The organism is Mycoplasma sp. 613B (assembly GCF_054343485.1).
On sequence record NZ_JBTGVH010000025.1, the window covers coordinates 1 to 13,056 of the forward strand.

Annotated in this window: 8 protein-coding genes; 4 read left to right on the forward strand and 4 right to left on the reverse strand. The window is 24.3% G+C overall.

Annotated features, from left to right (window positions below):
* Nucleotides 1–70: 70 nt before the first annotated feature.
* From ACXX87_RS03720 to ACXX87_RS03730, 3 genes are all read right to left on the reverse strand, one after another.
* Nucleotides 71–937 carry an MSC_0882 family membrane protein gene (locus tag ACXX87_RS03720; RefSeq protein WP_436358705.1) on the reverse strand — a complete coding sequence of 289 codons (867 nt, stop codon included), beginning with the start codon at nt 935–937 and terminating at the stop codon, nt 71–73.
* Nucleotides 937–2,739: a translation elongation factor 4 gene (lepA, locus tag ACXX87_RS03725; protein ID WP_458573299.1), complete on the reverse strand. Its 1,803-nt coding sequence runs from the start codon at nt 2,737–2,739 to the stop codon at nt 937–939. Before lepA ends, ACXX87_RS03720 begins: the two co-directional genes overlap by 1 nt.
* Before the next feature lie 70 nt (nt 2,740–2,809).
* A complete protein-coding gene (locus tag ACXX87_RS03730; RefSeq protein WP_436358707.1) occupies nt 2,810–3,124 on the reverse strand; it encodes a hypothetical protein in 315 nt (104 codons plus the stop codon).
* Nucleotides 3,125–3,343: 219 nt separating this feature from the next.
* Between ACXX87_RS03730 and ACXX87_RS03735 the strand changes: the two genes are divergently transcribed.
* From ACXX87_RS03735 to ACXX87_RS03750, 4 genes are all read left to right on the forward strand, one after another.
* Entirely contained in the window at nt 3,344–3,547 is a 204-nt protein-coding gene (locus tag ACXX87_RS03735) for a heavy-metal-associated domain-containing protein (RefSeq protein WP_436358708.1), read from the forward strand.
* Nucleotides 3,528–5,576, forward strand: coding sequence for a heavy metal translocating P-type ATPase (locus ACXX87_RS03740; RefSeq protein ID WP_458572781.1), 2,049 nt, complete (start codon nt 3,528–3,530; stop codon nt 5,574–5,576). Before ACXX87_RS03735 ends, ACXX87_RS03740 begins: the two co-directional genes overlap by 20 nt.
* 295 nt (nt 5,577–5,871) lie before the next feature.
* Nucleotides 5,872–8,544: an isoleucine--tRNA ligase gene (gene ileS / locus ACXX87_RS03745; RefSeq protein ID WP_458573300.1), complete on the forward strand. Its 2,673-nt coding sequence runs from the start codon at nt 5,872–5,874 to the stop codon at nt 8,542–8,544.
* A gap of 31 nt (nt 8,545–8,575) precedes the next feature.
* On the forward strand, nt 8,576–9,199 hold the full coding sequence (locus tag ACXX87_RS03750) for a signal peptidase II (RefSeq protein WP_458573301.1): 624 nt from the start codon (nt 8,576–8,578) through the stop codon (nt 9,197–9,199).
* An 891-nt stretch (nt 9,200–10,090) separates the two neighbouring features.
* Here the strand turns inward: ACXX87_RS03750 and ACXX87_RS03755 are convergent.
* Nucleotides 10,091–12,949, reverse strand: coding sequence for an HAD-IIB family hydrolase (locus tag ACXX87_RS03755; protein WP_458560676.1), 2,859 nt, complete (start codon nt 12,947–12,949; stop codon nt 10,091–10,093).
* Nucleotides 12,950–13,056: the final 107 nt, after the last annotated feature.

The following is a 13,056-nucleotide window of genomic DNA, read 5'->3' on the forward strand; positions in this document are numbered from 1 at the left end:
TCCCATACTTTAAATTTTACTTTAAAGTGGTGCACTTGATCTTACAATTAAGCAAATAAAGGAATTTCCTTTATTTTTTTCTTTTTAAAATTATTCTTTTTACTATCAATAAGGTAATTATAGGAAGAATTAAAATGATAGCAATAGATAAGAAAAATAATTTTAAATATCCTTTATTCATTTTAATCTTCATTTGATCAATTTCTGTATCTTTAACTATTTGATAACCAAAATAATCTTGTATATCATTTGTTCTTTTTTTTCTTGCTATAGTCAATATTGCTCAAATAACAATATTTCCTAAAATAATTAAAGAAAGAATTATTGAAAGCAATTGTGGATTGGGACTTAAAGCACTAATTCAAGCTTTAAAATTTAAAAATATATCGTGATAATTTTTATCTTTAAAATATCATATAAATAAAGTAAAAATACCCATATAAAATATAGAAAAGACTAAGAATCAGTTGTGATGAATTTGTTGTTTTATTAACTTTTTATACAACTGAGCTATAAATGTTGGAATAGCTTGTGTATTTTTTTCTAATTCTATTCTATAAAACTTTAAAGCCTTTTTAATAGAAGAAAATTCAATTAACTTCATTATAAATTTAAAAAAAGAATATGATAATAAACCAACAGGAATAATAAATCAACTTCAACTATAATCTCTATCAACAATTTTCATTGCTTTAAAACTATTTGTTGCAATAAGCGTTATTAAAATAGAAATTATTAATATCATTATTGAATAAAACAAAAGCATAGATAGTATGATTTTATTTTCAAGAGCAAAAATTTTATAAGCACCTGTGGGAATTACATTTTCAGGATCTTTATAACTACTTTTATATTTTGGTTGTTTTTTGTCTGTTTCTGCAACTTTAAAATGAGTAAATCTAACAGTTTCCGTGTTATTTAGTGGTGTTATTTTCATTATTTTTTACCACCATTGTTGTCAGTTTTTAAAATTGCTAAGAATGCTTCTTGTGGCACTTCTACAGAACCTATTGCTTTCATACGTTTTTTTCCTTCTTTTTGTTTTTTAAGGAGTTTTTGTCTTCTGGTTGGATCTCCACCATATAATTTTGCTGTAACATCTTTTCTATAAGCTTTTATTGTTTCTCTTGCTATTACCTTTGAACCAATTACCGCTTGAACAGGAACTTCAAATGATTGACGTGGAATAACTTCTTTTAACTTTTCAGTTAGTTCCCTTCCTTTATTATAAGCAAAATCTTTGTGTACAATCATTGAAAGAGCGTCGACTTTATCTCCATTTAAAAGGATGTCTAGTTTAACTAAATTAGATTCTCTATATCCTATTAATTCATATTCAAAAGAAGCATATCCTTTAGAAATAGATTTTAATTTATCAAAAAAATCAAAAATTATTTCTACTAAAGGTAATTCATAAATAACCCTTCTTCTGTTAGCATCTATAAATTCAATGTCAACATAAGTTCCTCTTTTATTTTGTGATAATTCCATAATAGAACCTACATAATTTTCAGGAACTATAATTGATGCTTTAATATAAGGTTCTTCAATTTTTGAAATAAATGTTGGATCAGGTAAATTAGAAGGATTAGCAATAATTTCCATTGAACCATCAGTTTTATATACATGAAATTCTACAGAAGGAGCAGTAGCTATTAAATCAATATTGAATTCTCTTTCTAATCTTTCTTGTAGTATTTCCATATGAAGCATTCCAAGAAATCCAATTCTATAACCAAAACCAAGAGCTTTTGAGGATTCTGGTTCAAAAGTTATTGAAGAATCTGATAAAGAAATTTTTTCTAAAGACTCTTTTAATAAATCATAATCCTTTCCATCTATTGGATAAAATCCTGTATAAACAACAGGTTTTAGTTTTTTATAACCTGGTAAAGCACTATCTGCTGGATTATCAACTAAAGTAATGGTATCTCCTACAGAAATATCCTTAGCATCTCTAATAGAAGCAGCAATTCAACCAACTTCACCAGAAACTAATTCTTCTTTTTTTAATTCAGCAGGAGTTCTAACCCCTAATTCAACCACGTGAAATTTTTTTCCTGAAGAAAATAAAAAGAAATTATCTCCGACTCTAATTTTTCCTTCTACAATTCTTACTAAAAGAACAACGCCTTTATATGGATCAAAATAAGAATCAAAAATTAAAGCTTTTAAAGGTTTATTATCATCTGCTTCTTTAGGTGCAGGAATTTTACTAATTATTGCTTCTAAAACTTGATCAATATTTTGACCAGTTTTAGCGGAAATAAGCACACTTTCATCAGCAGGGATTCCAATAACATTTTCAATTTCCTTTTTTACTCTTTCTGGATCAGCAGAAGGTAAGTCAACCTTATTAATTATAGGAATTATTTCTAAATTATTATCAATTGCCAAATATACATTAGCTAATGTTTGAGCTTCTATTCCTTGCGTAGCATCAACAAGAAGCAAAGCACCTTCTGTTGCTGCTAACGATCTAGAAACTTCATAAGTAAAATCAACATGACCAGGAGTATCAATCAAATGAAAAATAAAATCCTTGTACTTTAGTTGTACAGCGTTTAATTTTATTGTAATTCCTCTTTCTTTTTCCAAGTCCATTGAATCTAAATGTTGAGTTTTTAATTCTCTTTTAGCAACAGCACCAGTTAATTCTAGTATTCTATCAGCTAATGTTGATTTTCCATGATCAATGTGTGCAATTATACAAAAATTTCTTATATTTTCTTTCTTCATATTTATAAATTTTACAATATTTTTGTAAAACAAATATTAAAAAAAGAACCTTTTATTAAGGTTCTAAAAATTAGTTTGTTGTAGTAGTGCTTGGATTGTTAGTTGAAGTTTCTGCTTCTTTGTTAGAATTATCATTATTTTTATCTTTTTGAATATTTTGAGTTGTAGGAACAGCTGGATTTACAGAATGATCTTTTTGCACTTTTTGAACAATTAGTCAAACAGAAGCACCTAAAAATACAGCAGATGCAAATCCTAAGAAAATTCCTCAAAGTCATCTGTTATTTCTTCCTTGTCTTGTTTTAGCTTTTCTACTTTCTTTTGATTTTTTTTGAGATTTTTCTTGTTTTACTTCTTTTTCTTCTAACGTCATTTCTTTTTTCATATTACCTCATTAATTTAAATATATAAAATTATAACATTTTTATTATTTATTTTTATTTTTTTCTGTTTTTTGTAGATAAAATTATTCACTACAAAATAAAAAATCTCAAAATTTTGCCTTTTTTTTATTCAAAACATAAAAAAATAAAAAATTTTTAAGTGCGTTTATATAATATAATCGAAATAAATTTAAATTTATTCATAAAAACAAGGAGGAAAAATGTCAAGATATTTTACTATCAATGTTTCATGTGCATCATGTAAATCAAATATTGATAAACAGTTTCAACAATATCCTGAAATTAAATATTCACTTAATTTAATGGATAAAATGTTAAAAGTAGATGCAGATGATGAACTTTATCCAGATGAATTAATTATAAAATTAGCAAAACAGGCTGGATATGATGCTGAACCATACTAAAAAATTTTGGTCAAAATTTTTAAGATGAATTTGAACCCCATTTAACAATATGGTAATTCAAATTATCATCTTTATCCCTTTTTTCTTAGTTATTTTAACTAATATAATTGGTGCAATTAACAATAAACACGAAATTATTTATAATAATCAACAAAATTGAGTTTTTATAGTTTTAGGGATTCTTGCAACCTTTATAGTTTTTGTAGTTTCTGTAGAATACTTCAAAAACTATGTAAGACTATTTAAAGGTGTAATGAATATGAACCTTTTAATTGCAATCGGGGTTCATATATCTTATTTTTACTCATTAATAATGACTTTATATACTTTATTTTCTAAAGATGGTGGATACTACAAAATAGAAATGTATTTTTGAGAGGTTCCTTCTGCTTTGCTTCTTTTTGTGTCCATTGGACACTATTTAGAAAATAAATTAATGAGGAAATCTAGTATAGGAATTAAAGAATTATTAAAATTACAAAATCGCTATTCAATGCTTGTTTTAGAAGATGGAACAACTAAAAAAGTATCAACAAGTACTTTAAAAGTAGGTGATGTCATCATTTTACCAAAAGGGCAAAACGTGCCTATTGATGGAATAATTTTAGAAAATACTTCTGAGTTAGATATGGCAGCAATTAATGGTGAACCTTTACCAAAAACCGTGCAACCAGGGGATTTTGTGGTTTCTGGTGCTATCAATTTAACTGCTTCACTAAAAATTCAAGTACAAAAAACAGCAAGAGAATCTACTCTTGCTAAAATCATTGATAAACTTGAAAATATAGTTGATTCAACTTCGAAAATACAAAGATTAGCTGATGTAATAGTTAAATATTTTATTCCTGTTATTTTATCAATTGCTCTTATAAGTTTTCTTGCTTGAACAATTTCTTTATATCTAATTGATTCTAAGTATTGACCTTCTTACTTAGAAAAAGATCTACAACCAATTTATTATGGAATAAAAATTGGCGTAACTGTTGTTGTTATAGCTTGTCCTTGTGCTTTTGGAATTGCGGCTCCTGCTGCTATTTATTCTGCAAGCGGACTTGCAACAAAAAATAAAATTCTCTTTTCTTCTGCTGATGTTTATGAAAAACTTAAAAAAGCAAAATACCTAATTTTTGACAAAACAGGAACATTAACAAAAGGAAAACCTGAAATTGTTAAAGTTTTTGGAGATAGCAATTTTGAAACAATTGCTCAAAGTTTAGCTAGCAAATCTCACCACCCTTTATCTCAAGTTATAACTAATTATAAAAAATTTAATCCCGTTTCTATTTCTAATGAAAAAGAGATTCCGGGATATGGAATCATAGGTGAATTTGAACAAAGTCAATACGAACTTGGATCTTATAAAAAAATGTTAGAAAAAGGTTTTATTGACGAAGTAAAAATCAATTCTTTTGAAGCATATAGTTATGTTGTTCTTTCAAAGGACAATAAAATAGTTTTTGTTTATGCTCTTGGTGATCAAATCAAGCAAGATGCTAAAAAAATAATAGAAAAATTTCATAAACTCGGATTAGAAGTAGTTATTGCTTCTGGAGATAATAAAGAAGTTGTAAAACAAATTGCATCTGAGTTGAATATAAAGGAATTTTACGGACAATTGCAACCAGAAGATAAACTCAAATTAATAAGTGAATACAAAGAAAAAGGTGAAACTATCTTTGTTGGAGATGGCCTAAATGATATTTTAGCTATTAAACAAGCAGATTTAGGAATTGCTTTTGCAAGTGGGTCTGATTTGGTAAATAGTACAGCCGATATTTCATTAATGACTAATGAATTATATGCTGTTTATCAAGCAATTTATTTAGCTAAAAAAACATTAATGGTTATCAAAATGAATTTTATTTGAGCTTTCTTATTTAATTCACTTGCAATTCCTTTAGCTATTAGTGGATTAATTTTTCCTTGAATAGCTGCTCTTATAATGATTCTTTCCAATATTTTACTTTTAGTAAATACACTATACTTTAAAAGACATACATCTAAAAAACTCAAAACTATTGTTGAATAATTTATATTTGGATAAAAATTGTAAATAAACAATAATTTAAAAACAAAAAAATGAATTTTTTCTATTTTTTTTATATAATTTAAAAATAATAGAATATCGATGACGAAGACACGTTCAAAGAGTTAAAGCACTAGAGAATTGACGGTTGGTGCAAGTCAATCTGGATCCTTTGAATATCACTTCCGAGACCTAACAAGGCGTTTGGTTCACGAAACGAACAAAAAAGAGAATCTGATTCAAGGTGGTACGTTAGTCCTTGAATGCAGATTTTTATTTTATTTAAAAAGGAGTAGTTATGGAAAAACAATATAAAGATACTTTAAATATGCCTCAAACAGATTTTGAAATGAAGGCAAATTTAGTTGAAAAAGAAAAAAAATACAGACAATTCTGACTCGAAAAAGAAATTTACCAACAAGTTTTAAAGAAAAATAAAGGTAAACCACAATATGTTTTACACGATGGTCCACCTTATGCAAATGGAAACATCCATTTAGGACATGCTCTAAATAAAATTATTAAAGATATTATAGTTAGATATAAAAGTATGAGTGGTTTCTACTCACCTTTTGTAAATGGTTGAGATACTCATGGTCTACCTATTGAGTTAAAAATGCTACAGAATTTGAATAAAAATCAAAAAGATTTTTCTATTTTAGAACTTAGAAAAGAATCAAAAAAATATGCTTTAGAGCAAATAGAAAATCAAAAAAATCAAATGCAAAAATTACAAATGCTTAGTGATTTTAAAGAAATTTATATAACATTAAGACCTGAATTTGAAGCAAAACAACTTGAATTACTTAAAAAAATGGCTTTAGATGGTTTATTAAGAAAAGGATTAAAACCAGTATATTGATCACCTTCAAGCCAAACAGCTTTAGCTGAAGCTGAAGTAGAATATGCAGAACACAGATCTCCTTCAATTTATGTTAGTTATCTTGTTACAAAGGGAAATTCCTTTATAAAAGAAAATGATAATCTAATTATTTGAACAACAACTCCTTGAACTTTAATTGCTAACTCAGGTGTTGCTATTGGGCAAGATTTTGATTATTCTAGAGTTCAAGTACAAGAAAAAATTTATATAGTAGCAACTGAATTGGTTGAAAAACTTGCAGCAGAGTTTAAATGAGAATCATATAAAATTCTTGAAACTACAAAAGGGAAAGAATTATATGGAGCAGAATACATAAGACCTATAAAAAGAGATTTAACTGGTAAAGTGGTTTTAGGACATCACGTAGAAATCACAGCAGGTACTGGTCTTGTTCATATGGCTCCTTTATTTGGTGAAGATGACTTCTTAATTGGTAAAAAAGAAAATCTAGATATGATAATGCACGTTGCTGATGATGGAACTCTAAATAAAGAAGCAGAACAATATGAAGGAATGTTCTATGAAGACGCTAATAAAGAAATAGGAATGTTTTTAGAATCAAAAGGTGAATTATTAAAATTACAATTTATAAAACACTCATATCCACATGATTGAAGAACTAAAAAACCTATTATATTTAGAGGAACACCACAATGATTTGTTTCAATTGATAAATTTAAAAATAAAATTTTAGAAGCTATTGATGAAGTTAAATTCTTCAATGAATGAGGTAAAAAACGTTTATCAAAAATGATTGAAAATCGTGCTGAATGAACAATTTCCAGACAAAGAACTTGAGGAGTTCCAATCACAATTTTCTATGATAAAAACAGAGATCCTGTGATTAACGAAGAAATTTTTGACTATGTAATTAATTTAGTCAAACAAAACGGAAGCGATGTTTGATATGAAAAAGAAGTTGATGATCTTTTACCTGAAAAATATAGAAATTTAGGTTGAACAAAAGAAAAAGATATTATGGATGTTTGATTTGATTCAGGTTCTACTTCCATCGGAGTAGAAATAGAAGGAACAACAAAACCTTTTGATTTATACTTTGAAGGTTCAGATCAATATCGTGGTTGATTTAACTCTTCTTTAATTAACTCAGTAGTTTATAGAGGGACTGCTCCATATAAAGAATTACTTTCACACGGATTTATTGTTGATGAAAAAGGTCAAAAAATGTCTAAATCTCTTGGTAATGGAGTTGAACCAATTGACTTAATTAACAAGCACGGAGCTGATGTTTTAAGACTTTGAGTTTCTAATAGTGAATATTCTGATGATATTTCTTATTCAACTAAAATTTTTGAACAAAACATCGAAATATACAGAAAAATAAGAAATACAATTAGATTTTTACTTGGAAATATTAATGATTTTGATTATGCGAAAATAGACAACATTCAGCTTGAAGGAATTCATAAATTTATTGCTAATAAAATTAATAAGTTAAATAATGAAATTATTAAACACTATAGCGACTTTAGATTTTTATTAGTTGTAAAAGAAATAAATAATTTCATTATTGATTTTTCTGGATTTTATCTTTCTATAACTAAAGATAGTTTATATGCAGACAAAAAAGATTCCCCAGAAAGATTAATGGTTCAAAAAAATCTTTACAATTTAACTCAATTGCTTTTAATTTCTTTAGCTCCTATTTTACCAACAACAACTGAAGAAGCATATTCTTTCTTTAAAAAAGAAAATAAACAAATTTCAATTCATTTAGAAGACTTTTTAAAAGAGAAAAAAGTTGATGAGCAAATGGAACAAAAGTGAAAAGAGTTTTTTACACTTAAAGATGAAATATATAAATTAATTGAAGAACAAATTAAAAGTGGAACTATCAAAAGACAAAATGAATCTAAAGTTTATATAAAAACAGATAGTGAATTTATTAAAAAACTTAACTTAGTTAAACTATTAATGGTTGGAACAGTTGAATTTGCAAACGAAACTAAAGTTACATCTTTTGATTCGTTAAAATGTCAAAGATGTTGAAATCACTTTGAAATGGTTCATATTAAAGATGACATATGTTTAAGATGTTTTGAGGTTTTAAAAGATGGACAAAATTAACATTTTTTTCAAGAATTGAAAAACAAAAATTTTGAGTTTTAATAAAAAAAGATTAATAATTAATGCACTTATTACTTTTGGTGTTTTATTAGTTTTAACACTAATTGATCAATTAACTAAAAATCTTATTTTTGAACATCAATATTTTCAAGAAAGAGCTGAATGAATTGATGGAAAAACCCTTTATAATTATGGTTTTATTGGTTTTAGACCTTTATTACATAGAGGTGTAACTTCAGGATTAAATAAATATTTAGGTTTTACGTTAATCCATATTTTCAGTTTATTAATTGTTATTGTTGTTCCTTATTTTATGGTTTTTTCTAAAAAATATTACACATTAGTATTTTTAGGATTTTTATGAGCAGGAACTTTTGGAAATATGCTTGACCGTTTTATAAATCAAAATGGAGTTAAAGATATTTTATTCTTACCATGACACGATAATGGAACATTTAACTTTGCTGATACCTTTATTGTAATCGGTTCTATTGGTTCAACTATAATCTTACTTTATACAAGTTTAATTGAACCTTACTTTAACAAGAAAAAAAATCTTAATCATAAAAACGATTTTACAAACAATAGTAATAATAATGGAGAAAACCACACTTTAGATTCAAACAAATCAGAAGAAAAAAACCCAGAAAACTAATCTGGGTTTTTTATTATATTAAAATCTCAATTTGTCCATTCTAATATCAATATATCACCCCAAGTTTCCTAGTTAATAGCAAAAAAGACAAAATTAACTATTTTTTTGATTCATTTTATTTTTTTTGTTTTTTTCTTTACACCATTTTTGATAAAACTCTTTTTATATCAGATTAATATTTAAAATTTTCATTATTTTCATCAATTTTATAATTTAAAGTTTCTACTTTAATTATTTCACCTTTAAATTCAGCTACAACACTTGTTTGAGAATTAAATGCTGCAATAAATTTATTATTTGTAATTTTATCTACAATTCCATTATCTTTGTAAAATTTATTAATTAAGAAAATAAAGTATTTTAAGACAATAAGCGCTAAAAAATTAAGTATGAAATGCCCAAGAATATGAGAACCTTTTTAAGATTGTAAGTTCTTTTCGTTTCTTTAATAAAAGAAATCATTATGCTTGAATCTGCTGTATTTCCTTTAAAAACCTTTATAAAAAAGAATTCCATTTCTATCAATTGCCATTCCAATAACAATTTGGTCTTCCTTAAATTTTGCATCTTTTAAATATCCAAGAATTTTTAAACCAGTTCTTTGAAAACTTTCAAAATAAACAGTTGATGAATCATAAAAAATTAATTCAACATCTCTGCTGTTTCTTCTATAATAATGTTATTAAAATTCGAAAAGATTTCTTTTTCACTATTTACTAAAATATCAAGAAATATGTAAAAAGAATTTTTAGAAGAAGTCAAATTATTATCGAATTTTTCTTTGTTTTTAAATCTTTGAAAAACACTTTGTTCATAAAGGATTTTTGAAGCTGTTTGATATTCTAAAATTCCTTCTAAATCTTTAATTGAAAACTAAATTCAATATCGAAATTATTTATTAAATTGGTTTTCTTTTAAAAATCTAATAACTCCATCATTATTATTATCTTCTTTAGTGATATAGGTTTTTGCTTCTAAAACCTTTAAATTTTCTGTATTTTTCATTGCTACAAAATAATTTGTTACTTCTTTAAAAGTAATATCATTTTCGGAGTCTCCGAAAGCAATAATTCTATCATCTTTAGCAATTATTTTTTTATCCATTAAAAATTTTAATGCTTTACCTTTGCTTATTCCTCTTATCATCACATCTATTGAATTAGGTTGAGATTCTATTAAATCTAAGTTAGCAAATTTAGAAAGGAAATCCAATATATCTCTTTGTTCGATTTTATCTATTTTATCAAATATAATTATGAATTTCATAGGTTTTTCATTTTTTTTAATTTCAAGATTATCAATAAATTCATCAAAATTATTAACAAAAACTGAAGCAACATTAATAGAAGAAGGTAGTTTACTTTCTTTTAAGTGTATTTTATTGTTGTTTGGATTGAATTTTATGCTTTTTTGATTTGTATGTAATGAAAAATCTACATTTTTCGTAAATAATTCTCGAGCTATTTCCTTTGTATAAACTATATCCATCGTTTTATTATATATGTTTTCATAATCATTATTTTCTATTTTTGTGTTTAAAGATATAGATAAACCATTGTAAGAAATTATAGGGCAACTTATGTTTAAATCATCTACAAAATATTTAGCTGAAAAGAAAGGTCTTCCAGTTGCTATTACTATCTTTTTATTCTTTTTAAAATATAAATTTTTTAAGTATTTTTTTGTTTTTTCATTTATAAAATTATTATCATTTAAAAGTGTTCCATCCAAATCAAAAACAAAAGTATTAAAAATTATATTTTTTTCTGGTTTATAAAAGTTAAATAAAGTGGTTATTTTTCCTTTTAAAGATTTTTTTAAATTTATTTTTGATTTATTCTTCAAAATATATTCAAGTGAATCTAAATTCATTTGTTTTTTTTGACTAAATGTTATATCTTTAATTATAGATTCTTGATTTTTAGATAAAAAGAAATTAAGTTCATTTTTAAAATGTAATTTTATATTTTCAAATATTTTTTCATCAAATTTTCAATAATACATTTTTTTAATGTTATAGTACATTCTTCTTAAAGATTTATTTTCGTGTTTCATCTTTTTTAAATCTTTTTCAACATTTATAAAATTAAACGGATATAAATTATTATTTTTTTCATATGTAAATAATTCTAATTCTTTATTTTTCTTTAAAATATAACTTTTATACTTAAAATTCAATAAAGAAAATGAATATTTTAAGTTTTTAAAATTTACCAAATCTTCTTCTAATAAAAAATTATTTATTAGGTCTATTTCTTTATCAAATTGTTTTTTATTTTTCTTTACTTGTTTTCAAATAAATAAAGAAATTAAAATTCCTAAAAAAATTACAAATAATATAGATACTCACAATAAACCAATTTTTTCGTCAAAAAAGTTTTTTAATTTAAATCAAAAATCTCAACCCCTCGAAAGAGCAAGAATAACTATAGATAAAGAAGAAATAATTAATATTAAAGATAACTTTTTCTGATTTTTTATTTGAAATCTTTTGTTATCTCATTTTTGAATTTCATTTTCTGTTTTTATATTTTTTTCTATCTGTTCCTCCAACTCTTTTGCTTTTGATATTTCTTGTTCTAATAATTTATGTATTTTACGAATTTCTAATTTTTCGCTTAAATGTACAAAATAATCATTCATGTTTTTTGTGGTGTTAAATTCTAAATTATCAGTATTAGAATTTTTATATGTGTAAATAAGTTCGGTGTTATTTTCTATAATATCTTCTTTATTTATAATTTTAACAAGATTTAATTCGGTTTCGATTTTCGAATTTATTTCGAATAATAATTTAGAAAGTTTGTTTTTATATGAAAAAAAATAGTATTTATCATCATTGTCGTTTTCTATTTTTTGTAAATAAATAGACAACTTACTATAAGAATCTTGTAAAGTGATTTTTTCATATAAAGAATAAATATAATAAATAAAAACTATTTCGTTAGCTTTATCTTGAGACAACCATTGTCATTTAATACTATTATAAATAAAAGAAAATATGATTAGATTATCTTTGTGTACTAATATTGTACTACCTGAAGTTTTGCTTCTTTGGAAAAGATTATTTTTAAATTCTTCATCTATTTTTTTAAACTTTTTATTTTCTAAATATTCTTGATAAGTTATATCGTTTATATTATCAATGTAAAATTTATTAAATGTTTCTAATAATTTTTCATCTTCTTTGAATGGTTTTGTATCGCTTTTAATAAAAGTATCTAAACTTATAAAATGATTTACATTTTTTTGAATTTCTGAAAAAATATTATCAAAAATTAGTTCATCTTGAATATTTACTAAAAAATCTGATAATAAATAAGAAATAGAATTATTTATTTTTTCACTTTTAAAATTAAAAATTAAGTTATACACATTATTAACGTATTCATTAGATTCTTTTGTTGCATTTATCATTTCTACAGAAAATTCAATAATTATTTTTTCTTTTGTCTGAAAATATAAGTTTATAAAACTTTCTTCTTTATTAATATTTTCTTCAGAATTTAAAAATTTCTTAATCTCATTTAATTTAGGTTCACTAAAAATATTAAATTTTAAGCTATTGCTAAAAAATCTTTCTATCTTTTCATTGAATAAATCTGAAGAAAAAGTAAAATAATCCTTAAAAAAATAAGCATTATTTGCTTTATATATTCCTAATAGTTGTTTCTTTAGATTCTCACTAATAGAAAAATGAGAAATTATTTTCACTATTGCTTTGCTATTTTCTGAATTAGTTGATTTCATAATATAATTATATAACTTAATAAATATATTTGAGAAAGATTTATTAGTTTTATATTAAAACAGAAATAAAATGTCACCCCCCATTCCCAATATAAAATGTCACTTTT